At 70.3% G+C, this 26,042-nt stretch carries 24 protein-coding genes; 5 read left to right on the top strand and 19 right to left on the bottom strand.

Features of this window, described 5'->3' with window-relative positions; genetic code table 11:
• Nucleotides 1-4 precede the first annotated feature (4 nt).
• From IL992_RS05070 to lxmK, 11 genes are all read right to left on the bottom strand, one after another.
• Complete coding sequence (locus IL992_RS05070) at nt 5-889, bottom strand: hypothetical protein (RefSeq protein WP_193202111.1); 885 nt, start codon at nt 887-889, stop codon at nt 5-7.
• Nucleotides 886-1,542, bottom strand: coding sequence for a flavoprotein (locus tag IL992_RS05065; protein WP_319018353.1), 657 nt, complete (start codon nt 1,540-1,542; stop codon nt 886-888). Before IL992_RS05065 ends, IL992_RS05070 begins: the two co-directional genes overlap by 4 nt.
• Entirely contained in the window at nt 1,539-2,501 is a 963-nt protein-coding gene (locus tag IL992_RS05060) for an LLM class flavin-dependent oxidoreductase (protein WP_193202110.1), read from the bottom strand. Before IL992_RS05060 ends, IL992_RS05065 begins: the two co-directional genes overlap by 4 nt.
• Before the next feature lie 81 nt (nt 2,502-2,582).
• Nucleotides 2,583-4,388 carry an ABC transporter ATP-binding protein gene (locus tag IL992_RS05055; protein ID WP_193202109.1) on the bottom strand — a complete coding sequence of 602 codons (1,806 nt, stop codon included), beginning with the start codon at nt 4,386-4,388 and terminating at the stop codon, nt 2,583-2,585.
• Nucleotides 4,385-5,707 carry an ABC transporter permease gene (locus IL992_RS05050; RefSeq protein ID WP_193202108.1) on the bottom strand — a complete coding sequence of 441 codons (1,323 nt, stop codon included), beginning with the start codon at nt 5,705-5,707 and terminating at the stop codon, nt 4,385-4,387. The genes IL992_RS05055 and IL992_RS05050 overlap by 4 nt, the downstream gene beginning before the upstream one ends.
• On the bottom strand, nt 5,704-6,594 hold the full coding sequence (locus IL992_RS05045) for an ABC transporter ATP-binding protein (RefSeq protein ID WP_193202107.1): 891 nt from the start codon (nt 6,592-6,594) through the stop codon (nt 5,704-5,706). The genes IL992_RS05050 and IL992_RS05045 overlap by 4 nt, the downstream gene beginning before the upstream one ends.
• A complete protein-coding gene (locus IL992_RS05040; RefSeq protein ID WP_193202106.1) occupies nt 6,587-7,648 on the bottom strand; it encodes a methyltransferase in 1,062 nt (353 codons plus the stop codon). Before IL992_RS05040 ends, IL992_RS05045 begins: the two co-directional genes overlap by 8 nt.
• A gap of 130 nt (nt 7,649-7,778) precedes the next feature.
• On the bottom strand, nt 7,779-7,946 hold the full coding sequence (locus IL992_RS05035; RefSeq protein WP_193202105.1) for an LxmA leader domain family RiPP: 168 nt from the start codon (nt 7,944-7,946) through the stop codon (nt 7,779-7,781).
• Nucleotides 7,947-8,004: 58 nt separating this feature from the next.
• Entirely contained in the window at nt 8,005-8,211 is a 207-nt protein-coding gene (locus IL992_RS05030; RefSeq protein ID WP_193202104.1) for an LxmA leader domain family RiPP, read from the bottom strand.
• A gap of 73 nt (nt 8,212-8,284) precedes the next feature.
• The gene (locus tag IL992_RS05025) at nt 8,285-9,211 is read right to left on the bottom strand and encodes a T3SS effector HopA1 family protein (protein ID WP_193202103.1); all 927 of its coding nucleotides are present in this window, start codon (nt 9,209-9,211) and stop codon (nt 8,285-8,287) included.
• Nucleotides 9,212-9,273: 62 nt separating this feature from the next.
• Nucleotides 9,274-10,434, bottom strand: a complete 1,161-nt coding sequence (gene lxmK / locus IL992_RS05020; protein ID WP_193202102.1) for a class V lanthionine synthetase subunit LxmK — start codon at nt 10,432-10,434, stop codon at nt 9,274-9,276.
• Nucleotides 10,435-10,809: 375 nt separating this feature from the next.
• On the opposite strand from lxmK, the gene IL992_RS05015 reads away from it, so the two are divergent.
• From IL992_RS05015 to IL992_RS05005, 3 genes are read left to right on the top strand one after another with little or no spacing between them, the layout of a single operon-like run.
• Nucleotides 10,810-12,867, top strand: a complete 2,058-nt coding sequence (locus IL992_RS05015) for a TRAP transporter permease (RefSeq protein ID WP_319018352.1) — start codon at nt 10,810-10,812, stop codon at nt 12,865-12,867.
• Entirely contained in the window at nt 12,864-13,838 is a 975-nt protein-coding gene (locus IL992_RS05010) for a TAXI family TRAP transporter solute-binding subunit (protein WP_193202101.1), read from the top strand. Before IL992_RS05015 ends, IL992_RS05010 begins: the two co-directional genes overlap by 4 nt.
• A gap of 32 nt (nt 13,839-13,870) precedes the next feature.
• Nucleotides 13,871-14,140, top strand: a complete 270-nt coding sequence (locus IL992_RS05005) for a hypothetical protein (protein WP_193202100.1) — start codon at nt 13,871-13,873, stop codon at nt 14,138-14,140.
• A 97-nt stretch (nt 14,141-14,237) separates the two neighbouring features.
• Here IL992_RS05005 and IL992_RS05000 read toward each other — a convergent pair whose 3' ends face one another.
• From IL992_RS05000 to IL992_RS48230, 8 genes are all read right to left on the bottom strand, one after another.
• Complete coding sequence (locus IL992_RS05000; protein WP_193202099.1) at nt 14,238-15,269, bottom strand: ABC transporter ATP-binding protein; 1,032 nt, start codon at nt 15,267-15,269, stop codon at nt 14,238-14,240.
• Complete coding sequence (modB, locus tag IL992_RS04995) at nt 15,266-16,036, bottom strand: molybdate ABC transporter permease subunit (protein WP_193202294.1); 771 nt, start codon at nt 16,034-16,036, stop codon at nt 15,266-15,268. Before modB ends, IL992_RS05000 begins: the two co-directional genes overlap by 4 nt.
• A 35-nt stretch (nt 16,037-16,071) precedes the next feature.
• Complete coding sequence (modA, locus tag IL992_RS04990; protein WP_319018351.1) at nt 16,072-16,851, bottom strand: molybdate ABC transporter substrate-binding protein; 780 nt, start codon at nt 16,849-16,851, stop codon at nt 16,072-16,074.
• A gap of 11 nt (nt 16,852-16,862) precedes the next feature.
• Nucleotides 16,863-17,273, bottom strand: coding sequence for a TOBE domain-containing protein (locus IL992_RS04985; RefSeq protein ID WP_079313750.1), 411 nt, complete (start codon nt 17,271-17,273; stop codon nt 16,863-16,865).
• 81 nt (nt 17,274-17,354) lie between these two features.
• Nucleotides 17,355-17,951 (bottom strand): class I SAM-dependent methyltransferase, encoded by a 597-nt coding sequence (locus IL992_RS04980; RefSeq protein ID WP_193202097.1) that lies wholly within the window; start codon nt 17,949-17,951, stop codon nt 17,355-17,357.
• Nucleotides 17,952-18,136: 185 nt separating this feature from the next.
• Entirely contained in the window at nt 18,137-18,694 is a 558-nt protein-coding gene (locus IL992_RS04975) for a cysteine hydrolase family protein (RefSeq protein WP_319018350.1), read from the bottom strand.
• A gap of 51 nt (nt 18,695-18,745) precedes the next feature.
• Nucleotides 18,746-19,870 (bottom strand): HupE/UreJ family protein, encoded by a 1,125-nt coding sequence (locus IL992_RS04970; RefSeq protein WP_193202096.1) that lies wholly within the window; start codon nt 19,868-19,870, stop codon nt 18,746-18,748.
• A 93-nt stretch (nt 19,871-19,963) separates the two neighbouring features.
• Nucleotides 19,964-23,884, bottom strand: coding sequence for a metallophosphoesterase (locus tag IL992_RS48230; protein WP_193202095.1), 3,921 nt, complete (start codon nt 23,882-23,884; stop codon nt 19,964-19,966).
• Nucleotides 23,885-24,275: 391 nt separating this feature from the next.
• Here IL992_RS48230 and ypfJ point away from each other — a divergent pair, with 391 nt between their 5' ends.
• Nucleotides 24,276-25,175, top strand: coding sequence for a KPN_02809 family neutral zinc metallopeptidase (gene ypfJ, locus IL992_RS04960; RefSeq protein WP_193202094.1), 900 nt, complete (start codon nt 24,276-24,278; stop codon nt 25,173-25,175).
• A gap of 113 nt (nt 25,176-25,288) precedes the next feature.
• Complete coding sequence (locus IL992_RS04955) at nt 25,289-25,951, top strand: DedA family protein (protein ID WP_193202093.1); 663 nt, start codon at nt 25,289-25,291, stop codon at nt 25,949-25,951.
• The last annotated feature ends 91 nt before the right edge of the window (nt 25,952-26,042 follow it).

Raw genomic sequence — 26,042 nt, 5'->3', positions numbered from 1 at the left:
TCCATCACAGGTCGATGAGAAAGCCCAGAAAGCCCGCGTACCGCTCGCACTCGGCCCTGTTCCACCCGACATAGGCGGTGTAGTCGTGGAGATGCAGCGCGATGCGTACGGCCGCCAGGTGGTTCCACTCCATGTCGAGATCGTGTCCGTACCCCTCCAGCAGCGCGTCGGTGAGGCGTTGCCAGTCCCGGGGATCTCCGCCGAGCTGCCAGGAGAGCTCGACGAGCTCGCCCATCGCCCAGCCGAGATCGGTCTGCCGCGGAGCGGCGCAGAGGTCCTCCCCGACGAGCACTTCGGCGATGCCGGAAGCCGGGTCGAACACCACCGATCCGAGGCCGGGGGCGCCGTGAGCCAGCACCGCGTCGACGCCGGCGGCCCGCGCCGTCCAGTCGCGCAACCTGTCCCAGCGCGCCGGGCCGAGCCGGTCGCGCAGAATCGCGCCCGCCTGTGCGGCCCATGCCTGGGGCGCCCGGTCTCTCAGCCAGTCGTCGAGCCGGGTCAGCCCCCGTGAGGTCGTCGACGGAAGGGGAACCACCGACGTCAGCGCGTGCAGCGCGGCGAGCGCGGCCCCCAGGCCGCGCAACGCGGGTGCCAGGTCCGTACGGACGCCGTCCCGGAGGAGGTGGTCGGCGACCGACTCCTCACCCGCGACGTGGTACACCCGGGACTCCCCCCGGGGCTCGCCGGGCACCAGTCTGGCCACGCCGTTCACGTCGAGTGCCGCCATCCGGGCGGCGAGTTCCGGAGTCATGGGCGAGAACGGCGCCGGAGCGAGCGGTCCCGGGGATCTGGTCCAGACGAACCCTCCCTCCCCGGCCACGGAGATCGTCGTCCGCAGCAGTGCCGTGCCGAACGCCTCCACCGGCGCCCGAGCGGCGGGCGCCGTCACGTCCGCATCCGGCCGGCGAGGGACGCCACCGCGGGCGGCGGCGCGGTCTGCGACTCGGCGGCGAGTTCGGCGCGGCGCTGTTCCACCAGCGTCAGGACGTCGGGCATGAACGCGGGAACCCAGGCGTCCTCCCGGCCGGTCGTCGCGCTCAGGCCGCGCCGGGGTGGTGCCACGGCCACGTTGCGACGGCGCTGCAGGGCCGTCCAGTGCGCCTGGTAGGCGGCGCTGTCCAGGCCGTTCGGCGGCAGCGCGGGCGCCAGGACGACGGGCGCGGTGGCGCACTGGGCGGCGAGCATCGCGGGCGTGTCGGCGAGACCGAGGGCCAGCCGGGCCATGAAGTTCAACGTGGCCGGATAGACCACGATGGCCTGCGCCCACTGCTCCCACTCGACGTGCCTGGCTCTGACCTCCTCGTCGGGCCACTCGTCGAGGAGCACCTCGCCGCCGCTCCGGCCGGCCAGCGCGGCCCTGGTCACGAAACGCCGGGCGTTGCGGGTGAGGACCGTCCGGATTTCCAGCTTCGGGTAGGAACCGCGCAACCACTCGACCCAGAACGGCACGTCGGCCGCGGCGGTCGATCCGGTGACGACCAGCAGGAGCCGCGTGATCCCGATCTCGGGAACACCCGCGTGATCGGTCGGCCGCACGGTCACCCCGCCACCTCTTTCAGCAGGGTGTCCAGCTCGGCGAGGGCGGCGGGCAGCCCGTACAGCTGGCAGACGCCGGTGACGTTGAGCACGATCTCGTCCACCCCCGCCGCGCGGTACTCCTCCATCCCCGCCCGCAGCTCGTCGGGGTCGCCGCCGACGAAAGCCCTGCTCGCCAGCACGCCCTTGGCCGTCACCCTGAGATCGTCCGGGTCGACCTCGATTCCCGATTTGCGCAGCATGTCCTGGTAATGCGGCAGGGAGAGGTGACCGGTGTTGCCCGCCAGCACCAGATCGACCGGATCGCGATCGGATCTGCCGAGAGCCACGGGTACGATCGCCGCGATCCGCGGCTCCGGCCGCCCGGCCGCCCGTGCGCCTTCACGAAGCGCGGGCACGATCACGTCACGCACGTAAGCCGGCGGAGTGAGCCAGGTGATGGCGACGTCGGCGAGTTCCCCGGCCAGCCGCGCCATCGCCGGGCGCAGCACCCCGAGCCCCACCTCGAGCAGGGGGACGGGCTCCCAGCCCATGTGGACGCGGCAGGAGAAGTACTCGCCCTCCAGTTCCACTGCCTGCCCGGCGAGCAGCCCGCGGACGATGGTGAGGTATTCGCGCGCCGCGGTCAGCGGACGGGCGTAGGGGGCGCCGAGCATGTTCTGCTGCAGGACCTTCGCGCCCGGGCCGAAACCGGCCACCGTCGGCTGGCCGCTCGTGACCGCCACGGACCGGGCCTGCAGCGCCGCCTCGAGAGGGTGCCGGAACGGCATCAGCGTCACCCCCGTCCCGAAGGGCACCCGGAAGCCGAGGGCGGCGGCGTGGGCGAACGTCTGGTGCGGCTCGACGATCAGCGACTGGCCCTGCCAGAGCCGATGTGCGGCGCTGTATTGCACCAGGGCCGCCAGGGACACCGTCTGGTCGGGCCTGGTCGGCATGAAAGGCACCAGCACGGAGAAGGTGGTCATCAGGTCACGCTCCATGTCGCGAGGGCTGCGGTCCGCGCCCGTCTTCCCGGGCCCCGGCGCCGGCGAGCCGGAGGTCTCGTCTCATCCGCCGGCCCCCTTCGTCCCGGCGAACGTCACCTCGGGGGACCGCAGCAGTTGCCCGCTCACCAGCTCTCCGTACTCGGTGCAGTTCCTCAGCAGTTCGAGATGGGTTCCGGTGGCGATGACCCGGCCCCGGTCGAGAACGATCACCTGGTCCGCATGCTGGACAGTCGAGATGCGGTGCGCGACGACCAGCACCGACCGGTCTCTCGCGAGCTCGTCCACGACCTCACGCAGCTTGCCCTCGTTGACGCTGTCGAGCTGCGAGGACGGCTCGTCCAGGAGGATCAGCGGGGCGTCGGCGAGTACGGCCCTGGCCAGGGCCAGGCGCTGACGCTGGCCACCCGACAGGTCGTTGTCCCCGCCGAGGACCGTGTCCAGCCCGCCGGGCAGGCGCAGGACCTCCTCGTCCAGGCCGACCTTGGCCAGTGCGCGCAGCAGCACCTCGTCGGGCAACGGGTCGTCGTGCCCGAGAGACAGGTTGGCGCGAACGGTGTCGCGCAGCAGCGTGAAGGATTGGTCCACGTAGGCGATCCGGCCCCGCAGTTCGGCCGTGGTGAGCCGGCTCGCATCCCGCCCGAAGACGCGCACCAGGCCGGATTCGGGTGTCATGAAGCGCTCGACCAGCCCCAGGATGGTGGACTTGCCCGCGCCCGAGAGTCCCACCATCGCGGTCAACCCCTGAGAGGGCACCGTGAAGTCCACACCGGAAAGCACCGGCTCGTCGCCGTACGAGAAGGTGACCTGCTCGAACCGGATGGCCGGCGCCCCGGCGTCGAAGGCCTGGCCGTCCGTCTCCGCCGCCGCGTCCGCGTCGTCTTCCGCCGGCAGTGCGAACAGCTGGTTGAAGCGCTCGCGCGCCGTCACGCCCGCCTGGATGTTGGAGACCCCGGACGCCGCCAAGATCAGCGGCGCGGTGAGTTGCAGGAGGTAGAGCAGGAACGCGACGAAGTCGGCGAGGGCCAGTTCACCGGAGAGCAACCGCGCCCCGCCTCCGACGAGGACGGTCAGGAGCGCGACCTGCTGCCCCAGGTTGATCACCGGGACCATCAGCGACTCCATACGGGCGCTCCGGATGCCGATCTTGGCCAGGCGCTCCGCCTGGTCGCCCAGCTCCCGCGTCACCCGCTCCTCGGCCCGGTACGCCTTGATGATCGTCAAGGCGTCCAGGGCGGCGACGAACTGCTGGGTCAGCGCTCCGAGGTGCTCCTGCAGCGCCCGATAGTTGCGCCGCAGTCCGATGATCACAATCGCGATGATCCACAGAGCGATCAGGAAGCCGCCCAGAGTGAGCAGGAGGAGCACCCAATCGAGGAAGCCCATGATGATCAGGGTGCCGGCGAGGGTGACGAGTGCCATCGGAAGCTGGATCGGCCCGATGTCGATCGCACCCTTGAGCTGGTACACGTCCGCCGTCAGCCGGGCCGCCAGATTGCCGCTACCCTCGCGGCGGGCGTCGAGCAACCGCAGGGCCAGTGACTTGCGCATGGTCTGAATCCGCAAGCGGCAGATCAAGCGTTCCGCCAGCCGCGCCAGCAGATACGCCGCCAGCGCGCCCACCAGCGCGGCGCCCAGGCCGACCCCGGCCATCGCCACCGCCGGCCAGGTCGCGCTCTGATTCCGCTGGACGGCGCCGAGCAGCTTCGCGACCACCAGCGGCAGCACGAGGGTGCCCGCAGTGGAGAGGATCGCGAGCACTCCCACGGCCACCGCCTGACCGCGGTTGCCGGCGAACAGCCCACGCAGGATCTTCAGCTCGCCGGTTGGGAGCTTCCTGCCCGGATCCGCGCCTTTGCCGGATCTCATGAGATCCCACCTTCCCGGGAATCGCGCAGGGCCGCTCGGACCTTGACGATCCCGCCGTGTTGGAGGAGCCCCCCGCTGTAGATCCGGGCCCCCACCCGGAGCAATGCCGCGATCGCCACCAGGGTGAGAACCGCCGCGACGGCGACCTCCCACCACGGCACCTGTTCCGTCGCCATCCGGACCGGCATCACCGAGGACGACAGCCCCGGAACGAGCGAGAAGACCCGGGTCAGTGTGTCGTTGGCGCCCGAGAACGGCGCGAGCACCGCGAGGAGACTCATGGTCTGCAGAAAGCTCACCGGACCCGCCGCGTGCTGGATGTCCTCCTGCCGGGAGACCAGCGACCCGGCCACCGCCCACAGCGTGGCGAAGAGGAGGTAGCCGGGGATGAACCAGACGACGACCAGCGCCCCCATCCCGACGGCGTCCTCGGGAACATCGACGAGACCGATGAGCAACGCGACAGTCACGCCGCTCGCCACGATCGCGATGATCTGCGCGAGCGCGACCGCCCCGATGCCGATCACCTTGCCCGCCAGCAGATGCCACGCCCGGACCTTCGCCAGCAGCAGTTCGACGATGCGGTTGGCCTTCTCCTCGAGCACGCCCTGGGCGATCCCCTGGCCGAACATGAACATCAGGAAGAACAGCACCATGACCCCGACAGCGGCCGTCATCGTGCGCTGATCCCCGCGTTCCGCGTCCGGTTCCAGCGCCGTCACCTTCGGCGGCGCCACGTTCAGCACCGCCGGGATATCCGCCTCGCCGAGCCCTCTGCTCTTCAGCCGATCGGTCAGGACGGCCGCGCGATGGGCCTCCCCCACTGGTCCGGCCAGTTCCCGGGGCAGCTTCTCCTTGACGACGACCTCGTCTCCGTCGAGCAGCGCGGCGTCCACCTCGCCCTTCCGGACGGCGGTGCGCGCCTCGTCGGCGGTGCCGTACGGGACCGGCTCGACCGCCTGGGCCCGCAGCGCCGCGGCGACCTCCGGCCGCCCGCCGACGACGCCGAGCCTGGAGGATCGGGAGTCGTCGGAGAAGAGGGCCTGGACTCCGAGTGAGGCGCAGAACACCACGACCATCAGGACGAGCGAGACCCACAGTTCCTTGCGCTGGAGCTGGGTGACGATCTCGCGGTGCGCGATCGTCCTGATCAGCGCGAACCCGGAGAGCGGCCGGTTCTGCTCCGCGCCGTACTCATGCGTGCCGTGTTCACCCGGGCCGTTCTCCTGGGGCCCGTTCTGCTGGGGCCCGTCCTGCCGCGGCGGGCGTGACGGCGTCTCTTCGGCCGTCACGTCGGCGTTGGTCGCTTTCGCCGTCACGTCGTCATCGCCTCTCGGAAGATGTCCGCCAGCGAGGCCTCGTGCCACCCGAAGTATTCGAGGTCGCCCAGGGACTGGGCGGCGGCGAGCAGCTCACGAGGGTCGGTCTCCGGTCGCAGCCGCAGAGTGGCCCTGCTCCCCTGCTCCGCGACGACCTCGACTCCCGGCAGCGTGCGTGCCCAGTGCTCGGGCGCACCGGCCAGGGCGATCTCCAGCTGACGCCGATCGGTGGCCCGCCTGAGCTCGGTCACGGTGCCCTGCGCCACCAGGGCGCCGTCGCGGATGATCCCCACCCTGTCACAGAGCCGCTCGACGAGGTCGAGCTGGTGGCTGGAGAAAAGCACCGGCACGCCGCGGCGGCTGAACTCGGTCAGCGCGCCGGCCATCGCGTCCGTCGCCACCGGGTCCAGGCCCGAGAAGGGCTCGTCCAGGATCAGCACATCGGGGTCGGCGATCAGCGCGGCGATCAACTGGATCCGCTGCTGGTTGCCGAGCGACAGCCGTTCCAGCGGATCCTTCGGTCCCATCCTCACGCCGAGCCGTTCGATCCACTCGTCCGCGCGGCGCGCCGCGACGTCGGGACGGATTCCGCTGAGCTTGGCGAAGTAGACGAGCTGATCGCGAGGGCGCATCTTCCCGTACAGCCCCCGCTCCTCCGGCATGTAGCCGATGCGACGGCGGATGCCGGCGTCCATCTCTCTGCCGTTCCAGCGGACCCGGCCCCCGTCCGCGGTCAGCACGCCCAGGGCGATCCGCATCGCGGTGGTCTTGCCCGAGCCGTTCGCCCCGCAGAAACCGAAGAGCTCGCCGGGCCGGACCGTGAAACTCAGCCCGCGCAGCACCCGCTTGTCCGAGAAGCTCTTGGTCAGCCCGTCGAACTCAAGCATCTGCGTGCTCCCGCGGCGCCCCGACGTCCTCATCGGCGTCGCCGCCCGCGGAGAACTCCAGCAGGGATCGCACCGGGGTGCTCGGACCCTCCCAGGTGGCCCGGAGCCCGGCGGATCTGCCCAGCTCGCGCAGCCGGTCGACGCTCCGCACCGGATTCGGCACCGTGGCGGCGATGAACAGGTCGGTACGGGCCGCGCCCGGAGCGGCGGCGGGGACCACCAGGGCGATCTCGGCCAGGAGCACCTTCCCCTCGGGCCCGGCCGCTTCCCCGCAGCGGCGCAGAATGGTGATCGCCCGCTCGTCGCTCCAGTCCGCGAGTATCCCGGAGAGCAGGTAGACGTCATGACCCCCGGGCAGCGGGTCGAAGAAGCTGCCCGCGCGGGCCTCGGCCCGCCCGGCCAGGCCGGCCTGCTCGATCCGCCGCTGTGCGATGTGGGCGAGGTTGGGCAGGTCGAGCACGGTGCCGCGCAGGTGAGGATGCCGGGTGAGAAGCTCGATCAGCAGCGTCCCGTTGTTCCCGCCCACGTCCATCACGCGGCTCACGCCGGTCCAGTCGTAGCCGTCGACGACCAGCTCCGCGTCCCAGCCGATCCGGGTCGTACCCTCCGCCTCCAGCGCCGGGAGGAAGGCCGGGTCGTTGTTGATCTCGTCCCAGTACTCGCGCCCGAAGGCCGCCGCGTGGCAGGGCTCGCCGGTACGCACCGAGTGGAGAAGACCCACAAGTCCCAGCTCGATGCGGCCGAACAATCCCTCCGCGCTCAGGAACTGGCCGACGCTCTGCGGGAAGTCCCGCCGGAGCGGCTCTCCCAGCTCGGAAACGGTGTACTTCTCCGCGTCGTCCACCCGGAAAAGGCCGAGGTCGACGAGGTAACGCAGGAGCTTCCCCAGCATGACCGGGTGGCTGTCCGTCCGCTCCGCCAGTTCTTCCACCGTCATCGGGTGCTCGGCGAGGTGATCGGCGAGTTTCAGGGCCGCCGCGACCCGGACCGCGTTCGGCCGCACCAGATCGGCCATGTCGAGCAGAGACTCGACATTTGATCCGTTTGTCGTCATTGACGCCTCTCATTACTGCTGTCGGGTATTCCGCGCCACCGCTTCTCATCGGCCAGGTAGGCTTTTTCACACCGGCCGCGGTTCCGCAGATGCGTGCTGCGGAACCGCGGCCGGCTGTTCACCTGGACGGTCAGCCCGGACCGTTCGTGGTGATGTAGCTGAACGCGAAGCTCGCGAGGAACCCGCAGAACGGGGTGGTCGCGGGGGCGTCAACCGCCGCGGCCACGTTCAGGTCCGCGACGTCGGCGTACGACCGGTAGCCGGCGACCAGCTCCTCGATCGACATCGTCTCCTTCATCCGAATCACCTCCTCTCTCTTCCCTTGACTGATCAGAAGCGGGAAGTCGGGCGGCGGCTCAGCAGCCGACCTTGTAGGTGGCGCCGGCGCTGGCGCCGACGGAGGCGCTGACGCAGTACCACGAGCTCGCGGCGCTGACGGCGACGGAGACGGCGCAGACGGGGGAGGTGGCGGGGGCGTCCACGCTCGCTCCCAGGTTGAGCTCCGCGGCGCTGGCGTAGGTGTCGTAGCCCGCGACGAGCTCCATCATCGACGTGCTGTTCATGGGGCATCCCTTTCTGTTTTCGGATCGCTGAAGCCAAAACAGGAAGCGCGTGCACTCACTTCCTGTAATCGCTTCAGAGCAGTAGTGCGTCCTCTCGGGACCGCACCAAGGGCGAGGTGCGGTTACGAGCCGGATTTGCCGGATCGATGTTGCTTTCGGCGAACCTTTCGAGCAGCTTCTCGCCGAGGGCGGCACCCTCTTTCGCGCTGTCGAGCAGGGCCTGCGCCAGCACGCCGGCGCGGTGCTGCCCGAAGCTCAGCCCGCGCATGACCGGCCGGGCATCGTCGGGCTCCCAGGCGACGGCGACCCCGGGACCGAGTCTCTGGCAGAAGACCGAGACCTCCTCGCCGATCCCCGGGCCCTCACCGGCCGCCTCGGCGAGACCGGGGACGATCTGCCACGCCTCGGCCTCCAGATAGACGACCAGGGCGTCCCGCCGCGGGTACATGAGCGCCGAGGAGAGCACCTTCGCCCGGTAGCGCACCCGGCGCTCCTCCAGATGGGTCAGCACGTGCCCCCACGTGGACGGCGCGCTCTCCGGGTCGCGCAGATGCACATACAGCCGCAGCGTCTCGGCCGACTCCGGGCCTCCGGCGGAGCCGTCGACCAGGAAGAATCCCGGCGACAACGCGGGACGCGACGGGGGCACCGCCAGCGTGATCTCCTGGCCGGGCGCCCACGGCTCCGCCGTCCGGACCGCGTCCCGCGGCGCCCAGACGCGCACGCCGTTCAGCCGGACCAGCACCTGCTGCTCGGCTCCGGCCGCCGGCTCCGGCACGGGGCAGATCTGCGCCCGTACCGTCGTCTCCGAATGGGGCACGGCGGCGGCCAGTTCCTGTTCGAACCGCGCTTCCCGCAGTTGCCTCGGCATCGTGGTCAGCTCGCTCCGCAGCCCGGCGTGCAGGACTTCGTAGAGCGTCGAGGCGAGCAGCGACTGCAGCTCCCGGGGATTGTCCGCGGTGATTTCCCGGTCGAACACCGTGGCGGTCAGTGTGTCCACGGAAACCCGGATACCGTCCAACGCGGACGTCAGCGCCGGCGGCAGGAGAACGTCTATCGTTTTCACTTTTCCTCTCCCAGCCCGATCGTCGCGGCGAACTTGGCCGGCTCCAGGAGAATCTTCCGCCCGATCCCGGCCGCGGCCTTTTCGATGCCCGATATCCGGTTCTGCCGCGGACTGGCGGCGATCATCCGGTCCAGCATGTGCCAGCCGGCGAACGCCGTCGCCCGCTCGGCGAATTCCGCGTCCACCTTTTCCCGGCCGCCCAGATAGGCCCGCCAGAATTGCTGCACCTTCGGCCTCAGCCGCGCGATTTTCTCGGCGCCCCGCCGGAGCACCGCCTCATGGTCCAACTCGAGATCGACGAACGCCGAATCACCGCGAGACGTCACGATGTCGAGTACGGACCGGTAAAGCCATTCTCCGGCGAAACCGCCGACGTCGCGCGCCCCGTCGGCCAGGCGGAATTCCTCCCAGTCGGTGATGTAAACGAGATCGCGTGCGATGATGAACTGATCCACGCGAAGGTCGCAGTGTGCGGGGACCTTCGGGGCCTCGCTCTCCTTCCGGCACAGTTCCGCTATCGCGTCGGTCAACATCGCGTCGTTCTGCAGGAGCCGCCACACCTCGATTTCGGCGAAGCTGAAATTGGTGAACGCCTCGAGCAGCACCCCCTGCCGCAGCAGGAGGGAAGGAAGTGCGGGCGTGGACGCGTCCAACCGCTCGCCTTCCGCCGGCACGCCCTCGTGCAGCGCTGCGATCGCCTCGCCAGCCGCTCGGGCCAGCGTGTCGTGGAAGGTCTCGTCGACCATCAGCTTGGCGCCGCTCACGCCGGACTCGATGAACTCGAAGGCGACGAGCCGGGCGTCGAAGTCGATGCCGAGAAACGCCGGAGACCGCAGTGCGTCGCCCTTCAACAGTCCGATGAACTTCTCGAACGAGAGCATGCGACGCATTCTGCCCGCAACGTCGTCCTGTGGCCCTTCCAGCCTTTTCACGAACACCTTCCGGCCGCTTTCCGTGAGGCCGGCCCAGGTGTCGTTCCGGCCGATCGGCGCCGTCACGGAATCACGCTGAAAATCGCCGACTCCCAGTCCCCGGAGGAAGTTTTCAACCTCGGGCACCTGGTCGAGATCGATAGGGGTGAAGCCGGGATTGTTAACTCCGGCGCCAGGTTCGGCCGAATCCCGGGAAGGAACATCAGGCTTTACCAAGGCAACCATGAGCCCTCCTCGTAATGTCCACTGACGGAGCGGACGGAAGTGAAGGTACAAGTCGGGCAAGAGCTCGATCCACGAGTGGTTCGATCTCTTGAGGTAAATTTAAGACTGGCCTCGCCAGGGACTTAGTGACCTGCACAGATACGCGGCAGGCGACGGGGTTACCCTATGCGGCCGCAGCTCGGGGCACTTCGCCTGCCGCTTCCGCCGGCCGTGATAGCCGACTGTACGGCGGGCCGCCGCCGGCGCCTTCCCTAAGTGTTCATCAAATGCTCCCCGGTGGTCCTTCATTCACGTCCCGGCGTATTTACCGTTCCTTCGAGGAGTACTCCTGCGCGGGGACCGTCCCCATGAGCAGGGCATGCATCGGGAGGGAACGTGACATCGGCTGCGCCGAACGCCGCACGCCGCGCACCGGAGGGCGAGGGAGACGAGGAGGCGCCCGCCCGTAGTGCGGAGGACCTCATCGCGGAGTACGACGAGGAGAGGCCGGCGCGCCGCATCAGCGGGCCACTGGCACACCTCATCGGCGCCGTCGCGCTCGGAGTGTCGCTCTACGTGCTCTACACGGTCTTCGCCCCGATGCAGGTGTTGCCGTACCGGATGAGCTTCCTCGCCGCGGTGCTCCCGCTCACATTCCTGTCCTACCGTCCGGGAGCGCGCCTGCCCCGGTGGTTACGGCGGCCCGGCGGCGCCACCGAGACGACGGAGAAGCGCGGCGACAACCCGGGCGTCACCGACTGGATCCTGGCCGGGCTCTCCCTCGTGGTGTGCGCCTACCCACTGCTGGGCTTCGACGACTTCATCCGCCGCACCTTCGAGCCCACCACCCTCGACGTGGTCATGGCCGCGGGATGCGGGCTGCTGGTGCTGGAGGCCACCCGGCGCACGGTGGGGGCGATCCTGCCCGCGATCTGCCTGGTGTTCGTCGGCTACGCCTACTACGGCGGCTACCTGCCGGTCGACTGGGCTCTCGGACACCACGGCTACGACATGGACCGCATCCTCACCCACCTCTACATGGGTACGGAAGGACTGTTCGGAGTACCTCTGGACGTGGCCGCGACCTACATCGTGCTGTTCGCGATCTATGGGGCGGTACTCGAGTACTCCGGAGCGGGAGCGTTCTTCGTCAACATCTCGTTCGCGGCGTTCCGGCGCTCGTCCGCCGCGGCCGGTCGCACCGTCACCTTGGCGGGTTTCCTGCTCGGCACGGTGTCCGGATCGGGTACGGCGACCGCCGTGTCGCTGGGCAGCGTGGCCTGGCCGATCCTGCGCCGCGCCGGATACCCGCGGGAGAGCGGCGGCGGCATCCTCGCGGCCGCGGGGATCGGGGCGATCCTGTCACCGCCGACGCTCGGGGCCGCCGCGTTCATCATCGCCGAGTATCTGAAGACCTCCTACCTGACCGTGCTGCTCTACGCGGCCGTGCCCACCGTGCTGTACTACCTCGGGATCATCCTGGCGATCGAGATCGACGCGCGCCGGTTGGGCACCCGCGAGATCGACGTGGAGACACCCTCCGCATGGCGGCTGCTGACCAGGTTCGGCTACCACTTCTCGTCGCTGCTCGCGATCGTGATCCTGATGGCGCTGGACGTCTCACCGCTGCGCGCGGTCGTCTACGCCACCGTCCTCGCGTTCCTGTTGTCCTTCCTCGACCGTGAGCACCGGCTCGGCCCGCGCCGGGTCGCCCGGGCCCTGTCGGCAGGCACGCTCGGCGTCCTGCCCGTCGCCGCCACCACCGCCGCCGCGGGCATCATCGTCGGGGTGGTCACCCTGACCGGGCTGGGCCTGAAGGGTTCCCGCATCATCGTCGACCTCGCGGGGGGCGACGTGGTCGCGACGACGGTGGTCGCGGCGCTGGCGGTGCTGATTCTCGGGCTCGCCGTACCGGTGACCGCCTCGTTCATCATCGCGGCGGTCATCATCGGCCCCGCCCTGCAGACGATGGGGATCGGGCCGGAAACGGCCTACATGTTCATCTTCTACTACGCGGTCCTGTCCGAGGTCACCCCGCCGACCGCGCTGGCGGCGGTCGCCACGTCCGCCATCACCGGTGGAAACACCATCAAAACGATGATCATGACCTGGAAGTACACGCTACCCGCCTTCCTGGTTCCGTTCGCGTTCGTGCTGGCTCCGGCCGGCCGGGCGCTGCTCTGGCAGGCCCCGCTGCCGGAGGTGCTCGTTGCGCTGGCCGTCTCGGCCCTGGCCGTCGCCGCACTCGCAGCGGCGACGGGAGGCTGGATGATCCGGCGGGCCGGCTGGCCGGAGAGGGTGCTGTCCGCGGGCGCCGCGATCGTCCTCCTCTATCTCGAACCCGCCACCGTCGCGATCGGAGTGGCTCTGCTGGCCGTCGCGCTCCTCGTCCACCTGCTTCTGCGGCGTCCCGTCGGCCGCAGGGTCTCCCCCGGCGTGAAAGGAGATTCATGAGATCTGTGACCCGTATCGGTGCCGTCGTGGCAGGCCTGATTCTGGTTCTCACCGCGTGCGGCGGCGAGCGCCAGAACCCAGGAGGAGGAAATCTGTATAAGAACGGCAGATTATCCATCGCCACCGGAAACACCACTGGCGTGTACTACCAGCTCGGCGGTGGCTACGCGGACCTGCTGAGCAAACAGCTGCCGGGTTACCAGGTGACGGCCGAGGCCACCGGGGCGTCGGTCGAGAACATCCAGCGGGTCGTCAGGGGCGACTCGGACATCGCCTTCAGTCTGGCGGACACGGCGAGCGACGCGGCGACCGGCAAGGGGGCCTTCTCCAGTCCTCAGCCCATCAGGGCTCTGGCCCGCATCTACACCAACTACACGCAGGTGCTCGCCAGAAAGGACGCGGGCGTCCACTCGATCGCGGACCTCAAAGGCAAGCGGGTCTCCGTCGGCTCCCCGAACTCCGGCACGGAGACCATCGCACTCCGGCTTCTGGAAGCGGCCGGGCTCGACCCCGCGTCGGACATCGACAAGCAGTCGCTGTCGTTGCCGGAGACCGTGCAGGGCGTCAAGGACGGCACGATCGACGCGCTGTTCTGGTCGGGTGGACTGCCCACGGGTGGCATCACCGACCTGGTCACGAATCTGAAGGAGCAGATCGTCTTCGTCCCGATCGACGACCTGCTCACCCCGCTGCAGGCCAAGTACGGTCCGACCTACCAGGCCGCCACGCTGCGGAAAGACGTGTACGGCACCGCCTCCGACGTGGGGACCATCGTCGTGCCCAACCTGCTGGTCGTCTCGGACAAGATGCCGGCCGATCTGGCCGAGAACCTCACCAGGATCCTCTTCGAGCACCGGGCCGACCTGATCAAGGTGCACCCCGAGGCGAGCAACATCTCCCGGGACAACGGGCCGAAAACCGAACCGGTGCTCCTCCACGAGGGTGCCAAGAAGTACTTCGCCGGATCCTGACCCTTTTCGCTACGGCATTCACAAGGAGCGTCATGAAGAAAGTCACGATCACCGCGATCCTGGTCCTCGGATGGATGCTCGCCGCCGCCCCCGCCCAGGCGGCGGCGCCGGCGCAGGCGCACTCTTCCGCGGCCGCCCCCTACGAGTGGTGGCCCCTGCCGGGGCCACGCTGTCCGGAGCAGGCTCCCGCGGGATGGCAGTACGTGCGCACCGTCCAGCCGCCGTTCGGTCTGGCGTACGACCTGTACGTCTTCACCAACCAGGACGGTTCGAAGAGCTACCGGCAGGTGTACTGCGTGTGACGACCGCACCCGGTGGGCCCGGCTACCAGGGATTGAGGGCGTAGACGTACACGACCGGCAGATCAACCGCGGGCGCCCGGCCGGCCATGGCTCCGTCTCAGGCCGGGTAGGCGTGGGTCTCCGTGGCCTTGACGGCGGCCCAGACCCGCCGGCCGGGGGTGAGGTCGAGGTCGGCCGCGGCCGCCGGGGTGACGTCCGCGGCCAGCGGGATCGGCCCGTGGAGGTGCACGCGGACGTTGTCTCCGTGCCGTTCGATGCCGTCGATGACGGCCTGCCACAGGTTGCGGGGACTGCCGTCCGGGCGGGTCCGGTAGAGGGCGACGGCGGACGGCGGGAAGGCGACGAAGGCGGGCCCCGTCAGGCGTTCGGCGCTGCTGAAGCGCACGTCGCCCACGACGACGTGGTTCCCGTCGGCCTCGCCCCGGTAGAGGTTGAGGCCGACGAGGCGGGCGACGTAGTCCGTACGCGGATGGCGGGCGATCTCGCTCGGAGTGCCGGTCTGCACGACGGCGCCGTTCTCGATCACCACGAGCCGGTGGGCCAGGACCATCGCGTCGAGCGCGTCGTGGGTGACCAGGATGGTCGCGCCGCCGAAATCGGCCAGGTGGCGGCGCAGCTCGGCCCGGATCTCCAGCCGGGTGTGGGCGTCGAGGGCGGCCAGCGGCTCGTCCAGCAGCAACAGGCGGGGCCGTACGGCCAGCGCGCGGGCGAGGGCGACGCGCTGCGCCTGGCCTCCGGACAGACGCCCGGGGCGGACATCGGCGTGGCCGGCGAGGCCGACGCGGTCGAGCAGCTCGGCGGCGACCCGGCGGGCCGCGGCCTTGCCGAGCCCCTGGCAGCGGGGCCCGAAGGCGACGTTGTCGAGGGCGGACAGGTGCGGGAACAGCAGGTAGTCCTGGAAGACCACGCCGATCCTGCGGCGTTCCGGCGGCAGGTGGTGCACCTCGGCGCCGTCCAGCTCGACGCGCCCGCCGTCCAGGGCGGTGAGCCCGGCGAGGCCGCGCAGCGCGGTCGTCTTGCCCGCGCCGTTGGGGCCGAGCAGCGCCACCACCTCACCGGCCGCCGCCCGGAGTTCGACGTCCAGGCGGAAGGCGGGACGTTCGACGACCAGGTGGGCCCGCATGCTCATGCCGCGCCCACCCAGCGGTCGCGCAGCCCGGCCAGCACGATCACCGAGACCGCGAGCAGCACCAGGCTGAGCACGATGGCGGCGTCCGGATCGGTCTCCAGCGCCAGGTAGACGGCCAGCGGCATGGTCTGCGTGCGGCCCGGGAAGTTTCCGGCGAAGGTGATGGTCGCCCCGAACTCGCCGAGCGCGCGGGCCCAGCACAGGACGGCGCCCGCCAGCACGCCGGGCGCGACCATGGGCAGGGTGACCCGGCGGAAGACCGTCCAGCGGGAGGCGCCCAGCGTCGCGGCGGCCTCCTCGTAGCGCTGGTCGGCCGCGCGCAGCGCCCCCTCCACGGCGATGACGAGGAACGGCATGGCGACGAACGCCTCCGCGACGACGACTCCGGTGGTGGTGAAGGGCAGGGAGACGCCGAAGGCGTCGTACAGCCACTGCCCGGCGAGTCCGCGGCGGCCGAGCACCAGCAGCAGCGCGACGCCGCCGACGACCGGCGGCAGGACGAGCGGCACGGTGACCAGCGCGCGCAGCAACCGCCTCCCCGGCAGGGTCGTACGGGCCAGCAGCCAGGCGAGCGGCACGCCGAGCAGCAGGCAGACGGCGGTCGCGATGGTCGCGGTCACCAGGGAGAGCCGCAGGGCCTCCAGCACCCGCGGCTCGGCCAGCCGTCCCGGCAGTGTCGCCCACGGGGCGCGGGCCAGCAGCCCGGCCAGCGGGAGGACGAGGAAGGCCAGCCCCGCGAGCGCGGGCACCAGCAGCGGCCACGGCATGCGCGCCCGCGGGCCCCGCGCTCGTACGGGCCCGGTCACGGCGCCTGGAAACCGGCCTTGGTCAGCACGTCCCTGCCCTGCTGCGACAGCACGAGATCGACGAACTGCTTGGCCAGATCGGGTGCGGGCGCCTTGGTGAGCGCCGCGATCGGGTAGTCGTTGACCGCCTGGTCGGCTTCGGGGAAGTCGATGCCCTTGACCTTCCCGGCGGAGGCGATCACGTCGGTGCGGTAGACGAGCGCCGCGTCGACCTCGCCGAGCCGGACCTTGGTGAGCGTCGCCTTGACGTCCTGCTCCAGGGTGACGGGGGTGACCTTGAGCCCGGCCGCGTCCAGCGCCTTGGCCGCCGCGGCGCCGCAGGGCACCTGCTCGGCGCACAGGGCGACCTTGACCTTCGGGTCGGTCAGGTCCTTGAGCGACTCGACCTTGGCCGGGTTGTCCTGGGGGACGGCGATCTGCAGCGTGTTCTTGACGAACACGGTGGGCGCGGAGGCCAGCCCGGCGTCGGTGACCGTCTTCATCGTGACCGGGCTCGCGGCGGCGAAGACGTCGGCGGGGGCGCCCTGCGTGATCTGCTGCGCCAGCGTCGCGCTCGAGCCGAAGTTGAAGGTGACCTTCGTGCCGGAGTGGGTGCTCTCGAACTGCCTGCCCAGCTCGGTGAACGTCTCGGTCAGGGACGCCGCGGCGAACACCGTCAGCGACGACGAACTCCCCGCGCCGGACGCGGGAGCGGCCGTGTCCGAGGAGGAGGAGCCGCATGCCGCCAGGCTCAACACCGAGGCGAGGACGGCGGCCAGGGAGAGACGTCTGAGCACCACAGCTCCTTCTACTGACTCGCGACGCGCGCGTGGTCGGGGATCTCGACGACGACGTTGGTGGACTTGACGACGGCCACCGCCATCACCCCCGGCTCCAGGCCCAGCTCGTCGGCCGCCTGGCGGCTCATCAGCGAGACCACGCGGAACGGCCCGGCGGCGATCTCCACCTGGGCCATCACCGCGTCCCTGATCACCTCGGTCACGATCCCGCGTAAGCGGTTGCGCGCCGAGGAGACTCCGGTGCGCTCGTCCGCCTCGGTCTGTGCCCGGGCGAACGCGGCGAGGTCGGTGCCGGCGATCAGGCGATGGCCGTTCTCGTCGCGGTGCGCGGCGAGCCGGCCGCCGTCGACGAGACGCCGTACGGTGTCGGCGCTGACGCCGAGCACCGCGGCCGCTTCGCTGATCCGGAACGTCGTCACAGGCACCACCTTACGCCGCAATTGCGGACCTTTGGATTTCTATTCGATCGCAGAAGCTCTGTCATTCAGGGCATCGCTCTCTCATCTGCGAGCCAGCGCCAGATAGCGCTCCTCGGCGTCGTCATGGGCGAGCAGGGTCCAGCCCGCGGTGTCCAACAGGGGGCGGAGGTTGTGCTCGGCCCGTACGTCATCGGGGGTCAGCGTGCGGCCGCGTCGTGCCGCGAGCACCGCACGGCCCACGGGGTGGAACAGCGCCAGCCGCCCGCCGGGGCGGGTCACCCGGGCCAGCTCGGACAGCACGGCCACCGGCTGGAGAACGTGGGAGATCAGCCCGGAGGCCAGCACGCCGTCGGCCACGCCGTCGCGGAGCGGAAGCCGCCCGACGTCGGCGATCAGCAGCCGGCCGAACTCACCCCGTCCGCGCTCGCGGGCCGACCGGATCATCTCCGGGGTGACGTCCACGCCCACCACGTGTCCGGCGGCCCCGACCGCGTCCCGCAGCAGGGGGAACGCCCGGCCGGTGCCGCACCCGGCGTCGAGGACCAGACCTCCGGCAGGCAGGGCCATCTCGGCGATCGCGGCGGCGAAAGCCGGGCCGTCGTCGGGATACTTCTCCTCCCAGGTGGCCGCCTTCGCGGCGAAGAACTCCCTGGTCTCCTCAAGGGATCGATCGTTCATGTCTTCGTCTCCTCAGCGGAAGGAGGTGGATGAACGATTCGACCACGGTGCGGGCCACGTCACGAAGCCGCCCGGCCGGACGTACGGCTGCCGCGGGACGGGGTCAGGACGGCAGGGCGGCGGCGATCGTGCCGGTGCCCGCGAGGTGACGCCCAGGCCCTCGATCTCGTCGCGGCCGCTGTCCGTCAGGCGGGAGACGGCGTCCTCGGCGAGGACCAGCCGGTAGTCGCGTTCGCTGGCCTCGACCAGCGTCGCTCGAGGGCAGTTGGGGAAGTTGCACCCGGCGACGACGAGCGGTCCACCCCCCATTCCCGGAGAAGCTCGTCCAGCGGAGTCCGGTAGAAGGCGCCCCAGCGGGGCTTGAACAGGGCGTACTCCCCCGCGCCGAGGACCTGCGGACGGCCGCTGAGCAGCAGGTCGGCGTCGAGTGGAGGCGCGCCGGGCGGCAGCAGCGGTGCGGCCAGGGCGCTGCCCGCGCTGCCGGGGATCACGATGCGGGCTCCACTCGCCAGCAGGGACCGCCGGACGAGGTCCGCGTCACGGCCGTCGGAGTGGTAGAGGCGGACGATGTGCACGATCGGCCGGCCGGCACGCCGGAACGCCGCCGCCAGCTCGGCCATCTGCGGCAGCACCTCGCTGGTGCCGGCTACGCCGTACGGCGCGTCGGAGAGGAAGTCGCGCTGCACGTCGATCGTCAGCAGCGCCGACGAGGCCCAGTTGGGCGCCAGGTGAGGATCGGTCACGGGCTCACCCTACGCCGGTAGATCATCGCCGGCTTCCGTCAGAGGACCCGATCAAAGGGACGGTGTGATCCGGTCGACGCACCAGTAGAGGCTGACCGCCACGATGGGGACCGACATGGCGGTGGTCACCCAGCGCACCGCGGACGTACGGCGCAGCAGCACCAGCAGCGGGAAGAGCACCGCGATGATCAGCAGCTGGGTCGCCTCGATGCCGACGTTGAAGCTCAGCAGCGACAGGAGCAGCTCCCACGACCCCTTCTCGTCGATGTCCAGCGCGCTCGCGAAGCCGAGCCCGTGCACCAGGCCGAAGGCGAAGACGATCGGCAGCCGCCATCTGCCCAGTTTGTCCTCGTCGCGGCCCAGGAGGTTGGCGACGGCCACGACGATGATCGACACCGCGATGACCGGCTCGACGATCCCCGCGGGAACGTCCACGATCCCCAGCGCCGCCAGGAGGAACGTGATGCTGTGGGCGGCCGTGAACGCGGAGGCCGTGACGACGACGTCCCGCAGCCGGCGCGCGCCGATGAGCAGGGCGAGCAGGAAGAAGATGTGGTCGAGGCCGGACAGCAGGTGCTCGGCGCCGAGCAGGAAGAACTCCCCGATCTGGTGCGAGGCCCGGTGCTCGCCGACCCGCAGCGTCGGGTTCCCGGCGGTCAGGACCGCGGAACCCGTCGTGCCGTCGAGCGTGTAGCCGACGATCGTCTCCGTGCTGTGCACGAAGCTCTCGGCGTCGGGGAAGAGCGCGCTTGAGATCGCGTGTCCTCCCCCGCCGTCGCCCGCGCAGTGGTAGTCGAGGGTCAGCACCGCGTAGGCCGCGTTGTCGCGGTCACGCACGCCCGCGTCGCCCACCGGCGTGGGCGTGCAGGGCGTGTCGCCGTACACCACGGCGAAGCGGCGCGTGACGTAGTCGACGACGGCGGCGTGGTTCTTCTTGAGCTGGCGGAGTTGCTCGGCCCGTTCCTTCGCGTCGTACGCCTCGGCGTACAGCCAGGCCGACTTCATGAGGAGGTCGTACTCCAGGTCGAGCACGACTCTGACGTCGGCGCCCGTTCCGGTCACCGTGGCATGCGCCTTGGTGGTCGCGTTGTGCGCCGCCGCCGGAGCGGAGAACGCCATCAGCCCGCCGAGGGCGAAGGCGAGAGCGAGAACGGCGGCGGACAGCCTGCGAGACATGTCTCGTGCTCCAGGTTTCGAGGAGGTCCGGGGTTCGAGGGAAAGGCCGCCCCGGACCCCACGTCGACGCGGGGTCCGGGGCGGCGATGACGGTTACCTGCGCTGGAACCAGCGGTAGAGGGGCGAGTCCGGTCCCCACTTACCGGGGCGGCCGTGCTCGTCCTTCGTGACGAAGACGCTCGGCTCGGAGGCGGTCACGCCGCCGCCGGTGGAGCGTGCGGTGACGAACCAGGCGTAGGCCGTGTCGCCCTTGAGACGCTTCCAGGTCACCGAGGCCACCTGACCCGACGGGACCGTGCTCGTGCCGATGACCCGGATGGGCTTGTAGATCGCCAGCGAGTCGGTCGTGAAGCTCGTCGTGCGGGTGGTGAGATCGACCGGCAGCACCATGTTGTCCTCGCGACCGTCGTAACGGCGCAGCGGGTCGAACTCGCCCGCGCCGAAGTCGTTCAGCAGCGGGGAGTAGGTGTCCACGGTCAGCTCGGCCCGCTTGACGTTGAACTGCAGCAGCCGGAAGAAGCTCGCGCCGAACTGGAGCTGGTCGTCCGGGTTGTATCCGCCGACCTGGGTGAGCCCGAGGCGGTCGGCCGAGACCGTGTAGAACTGGTAGTCCGCCAGCAGTTCGACGACGCCCTTGCCGACCTGGCCGACCTTCGGCTTCACGTTGGTGGCCACGCCGTGCTCGTGCCCGGCGAGGATGAGGAAGACGTTCGGGTTCTTCTCGACCACCGTCTTGTAGAGCATCGAGCCGTCCGGCGCCGAGAATCCCGCGCCGCGCCCGTCCGGGTTGGTGCTCGGCACGAGGTAGTCGTGCGAGAGCAGGATGCCGTTGCGGTCGGGGAACCGCTTGAAGATGGAGTCGGCCCACTCGGCCTCCTCTCGCGTGACGCCGTACGACAGGCCGACCACGACGAAGTCCAGCCCGCCGGCCGAGAACAGGTCGTAGTGGTTCTGGTTGTCGCCGTCCTTCCACGGCCCGCCGTACTCGGCGTGCTGCCAGCCCTGCGCCGCCGTCTGGTAGCGGCCGGGGCCGTAGTACGTGTTGTAGATCGCTTCCGGCCCGTCCTCGGTGCCCGACTGGTTGTCGTGGTTGCCCGCGATCACGCCGTTCGGGATCTTCGCCTCGTCCAGGACGCGCTGCTGCTTGGACGACACCTCGAACTCGCCGACGACCTGCCGCCGCGTGGCCTCGTCCGCGGGCTTGCGGATGTTGTTCTCGATGAGGTCGCCGGTGTGCGCGACGTACGAGATCTTGCGCGGGTCCTTGTTGTCCTTGATCCAATTGACGATCCCGGCGTACGCGGACTCCCACACCGCGCGCTCCTCGGCGGTCTCCTGCTCCACCGCGCCCTCCGACAGATACTGGGTGTCGGTGAAGTGGACGATCGAGAAGTCGTACGTGGAGGGATCGGCGAAGCCGTTCGGGTCACCGGGGTCGATGTCGTCGGCGAACGGGTCCTCGCCCGTCACCATCACGTGGACCTGCTGCCCGTCGACGTACTGCTCGCCGACGACGGCGGTGAGCGCGGTCCGGCCCTCGGCGGCGCCGCGGGAGCTCGTCAGCAGATCCCACGCCCGGGTCTGGGTGTTCCACGCCCGCAGCGAGACCAGGCGCTCGGGGTCGATGACACCCTCCCAGCGCAGGACCGGGGCGTCCACGTGGCCCTTCACCTGGATGTCGTACCGCTGGTAGGTGACGTCCCGGCCGGTGGGCGCGTCGAGCGTCGCGCCGTCGGCGGGCTCCAGCCCGGCGGCCTCGACCTTCTTCTCGCCGGGCACCCTCAGGGTCGTGGGAACGGTCTCCGCTACGCCCTGGAACGCCTGGTTCGGGGTCAGGATGTCGGCCTCGGAGAACGTCGCCTTGACCTCGCCGCCACCGGGCTCGGCGACCTTCGCCGAGAGCGTGACGGAGCCCGACGCGTCGACGGCTCCGGACGCCGGGGTGAGCTCGGCGGGGGCGTCCGGGATGCCGGCGGACTCGAACGAGACCTCCCGGGTGGCGGTGTTGCCGAGCGAGTCCGCGGCGGTCACGGCGAGGGTGTGCGAACCGGGCCGCAGTCCGGGGCCCACCTGGGCGCCCAGCGCGATCGCCTGCCCGTCGAGCGTGACGTCCGGACCGGACACCACGCCGGAGGCGTCCTCCAGCGTGACGTCCAGCACGACGGACGCGGTGATCTTCTCGCCCGCGGCGGGGACGCTCGTGGCGACCTCGGGCGCCGAATTGTCGGTGATCAGCGTACGGGTGGCGGTCTCGCCCGTGGTCGAGGTCGCGGCGACGGTGTGCTTGCCGTCTTTGATCGCGGCGGTGTCGAGATCCGCGCTCAGGCCCCCGGCGGGGGCGTCCACGAGGAACTCGAGGTCGATCTCGGTCAGCAGGTTCACGTTGTCGCCGCAGTTGCCGTCGCCCATGCTGTAGGAGCTCTTGAGCATCTGACCGGTCGCCGTGCCCCGCACCGGGGTGAGGGCGATGCTCGAGATCGCGAAGTCGTCGCGGTTGTTGCCACATGACGTCGGATAGGTGCCGGTCACGAAGTCGATCGTGTTCCAGCCGGGCACGAGGTATTCGTTCGGGAAGGTGAAGTCGACCCGCCGGCTCACGAAGTCGCCGTCGAGCACGACCTTCCGCCCGTTCACAAGCAGGTAGTTCTGGTAGCGCGCCTCGATGGAGTTGGTGCCCACGGTGAAGCTGAGGGTCGCGTCACCCGAGCCGAGCGTCCGGACGACGTGCACCGCCGGGGCGTCGATCGTGTAGCGCAGTTCGACCTCGCGGAGGGCGGTCTGGCTGCTGCCGCAGTTGCCGTCGCCCAGGTCGTAGGACGGCTTGACGTCGTGGCCCGTCACGGTGGCGCCGTCGAGGGCGAGGCCGAGGTTCGCGATGGTGAAGTCGTCGCGGTCGGTGCCGCAGGACGCCTTCCAGTCGCCGGTCACGACCTTGACCGTGTTGCCGCCGGGCACCAGGAACCGGGCGGGAACGGCGACGGTGACGCGCCGGCCCGCCCAGGTGCCGCCCAGGTCGATGCGCTTGCCGTTGACGAGCAGGAAGTCGTCGTACTTGTCGTCGATCGAGTCCGCGCCCACGTCGAAACTGAACATCGCCGCGCCGTTGCCCAGGGTGGCCTTCGTGGCGGGTTCCGCGCCGTCGACGGTGAGGGACGAGACGCCGCCCGCGCCGGCGGCAGGCACGGTCGCGTGGATCGGCGTGGTGCGTGCCACCAGCGTGCCGTCCGTGGGCAGCAGCCGGGGCGCCCCGGCCGGGGCGTTGTTCACGGTCACGGTGTGCTTGACCGTGGCCCCGGACGCGGCCTTGGCGGTGACGGCGTGCTCGCCGTTGGCCAGCGTCGTGGTGTCCAGGTCCGTGGCGAGACCCGTGGTGCCCCGCGGGTCGCCCTTGACGAAGAACTTCAGCGTGGCCTGCTTGAGCAGCGCGGTGTTCGAGCCGCAGTTGCCGTCGCCGAAGGACAGGGTGTAGGGGTTGTCCTCCCCGTCCGCGACCTCACCGAGCAGTTCGAGGCCCACGTCGGACAGGACGAAGTCGTCGTAGTTGGTGCCGCACGAGCTCTGGATCGTCCCGGCGAAGATCTCGATGGTGTTCTCGCCCTTGACGAGGTGTTCGTTCGGGATCTCGATGGTCGCCCGCTCGTTCACGAGGTCGCCGATGTCGCTCCGGTAGACGCCGTTGACCAGCACGTAGTTGTGGTATCGCGCCTCGGTCGAGTTCGAGCCGACGTCGAAACGGAGCCTCGACACGCCCACCGTACGGGTGGCGTTCAGAGCGGCGCCGTCGACGGCAAGCTCGGTGACGCTGTCACCGGCCGCGGCCGGAACCGCCGCGACCTTGACCGTGCCCTCGATGTACGAGCCGTCGGCGGGGCTGAGGGCGGGCGGGGTGGGGGAACCGGTCGGCGTCGGGCTTGGGCGTCCACGACCCGCTGTTACCGGGTCCGGGTCGGCGTGCGCCGCCGTCACGACGCCGCTGACGAGCAGCGTCGCGACCAGGGCGATCACGGCGGCCACGGCGAGACGCCCTCGCCTCCTCAGGCCTCCCAGCAGCTTTCTCGCTGCCACTGGCTGCATCAGGTGCAGTCCCTTCCATCACGGTGCATAAAGCGCCGATAAAGCGGCGCGGTCTCGAGCGGTCACAGTGGATCTCGCGAGTGAACGACGTGCGTGAAGAGACTGAAGCAAAGACGAACTATCGCCTCATTCTGGTCATCCGTTACGAATCAGGAACGACTAGGTCACAACGCCCGCAATTCCGCAAAGCGCAACACAATCGTGAGCTTCGTGCGTATTTATCCCTCAATGTCCAGAAAGGGCACTTCTGCCGGCGGAGCGCCGGATGAGCGAGCGGCGGCCGTCGGGGATCATAGGGCGTGGCAGGCCCCGGAACAGGAAGGCGGGCGCGATGGACTTCCGCGACGACGTGGATCTCGACGCGTCACAGGTGGAGGAGGGCGGCGGAGGGTTCCCGGGCGGCGGGCTCGCGATCGGCGGGGGCGTCATCGGTGTCGTCGCGCTGGTCGTCGCCCTGCTCCTGGGCGTCAACCCGGCCGACCTCCTCAGCGGTGGAGGCTCCTCGTCCGGCGGGTCCACGGGCGCGCGTCCGGCCTCGGATCCGACCGCCCGGGATTTGAGCGCACAGTGCAAGAAGGGCAGCGACGCGGACCAGTCGGAGAAGTGCCGCGTGGTGGGGGTGGTCAACAGCGTCCAGAAATACTGGCGGGACGCCTTCGCCGAGCGCGGCAAGCAGCCGTACCGCAACGCGCGGACCGTCCTGTTCACCAAGGCCGTGAGCACCGGCTGCGGCCAGGCGAGCTCGGCCGTCGGCCCCTTCTACTGCCCGGCCGACAGCAAGGTCTACCTCGACCTGGGCTTCTTCGAGGAGTTGGAGAGCCAGTTCGGCGCCAAGGGCGGGCCGTTCGCCCAGGCGTACGTGATCGGTCACGAGTACGGCCACCACGTGCAGAACCTCCTCGGCACCACCAGGCGGGTCGGCGGCGACAGCCAGGGGGCGGACAGCGCCTCCGTACGGCTGGAGCTTCAGGCGGACTGCTACGCGGGGGTGTGGGCGAAGAACGCGGTCGACACGGGGTTCTACGAGAGCCCGTTCACCGCGGCGGACATCCAGGAGGCCCTGGACGCCGCGGCCGCGGTGGGCGACGACAGGATCCAGGAGCGCGCCCAGGGCAGGGTGGACTCCGAGGGGTGGACGCACGGAAGCTCACGGCAGCGGGTGAAATGGTTCACCACGGGATACAAGACGGGCGCCCCCGCACGATGTGACACGTTCTCCGGCACCATCTGACGTTTTCCCTGCGGCCTCGACGCTTACCGAGGTTTTCCCGCCGCGAGCTACTGGCGTTCCCCATGTGACGTGCATTGTGGGGAGACAGTCATCGCGGCGGCGGGGGGCATCCGATGACGCAGGGGCTGCACCAGTTGATGGCGGTGGCGGGCCCGTGGGCCTACCTGATGGTCGGGCTGATGGCCTGCGCGGAGACGGCGGCGCTCATCGGGCTCGTGGTGCCGGGTGAGCTCACCCTGTTGATGGCCGGATTCCTCGCCTTCACGGGGCACGTGAGCCTGCCTCTCATGATGGCCGTGGCCGGCGTGGGCGCGGTCGCCGGGGATTCGATCAGCTACCGGATCGGCCGGCGGCTGGGGCCCCGCGTGCGCGACAGCCGGCTGGGCCGCCGGGTGAGCGCGGAGCGATGGGACCGCACCGAGGGCTACCTGCGGCGGCGCGGCGGGTGGGCCGTCCTCTTCGGCCGCTGGGTCGGCCTGCTGCGCGCCCTGGTCCCCATGCTGGCCGGCATGGGACGCCTGCCGTACGCGAGATTCCTCGCCTTCGAGGTGCCCGGCGGCCTGGCCTGGGGGGCGGGCACCGTGGGGCTCGGGTACGCCGCGGGAGGCTCGTACGAGCTGGTGGAGCGGGTCTCCGGGCGGGTCGGCCTCCTGGTCGTGGCCGGCCTGGTCGTGCTGGCCGCCGCAGGCCTGGGTGTCCACCGGCTGACCCGGACGCGCTCACCGGTCGCGGAGTGTGCCAGGGCCACGCCCTCCGGCCGCGCAATGAAGAGGTAGCGCGGTGAAGAGGTAGGAGAAAGAACCCCGGCGCTCGAAGCCACTCCTCGACGGCCTGGAACGGCGACTCGCCCTACACAGCCGCGATGAC

Source organism: Microbispora sitophila (assembly GCF_014892245.1).
Taxonomy (GTDB): Bacteria; Actinomycetota; Actinomycetes; order Streptosporangiales; family Streptosporangiaceae; genus Microbispora; species Microbispora siamensis.
This window is presented reverse-complemented; position numbering and strand designations above follow the sequence as displayed.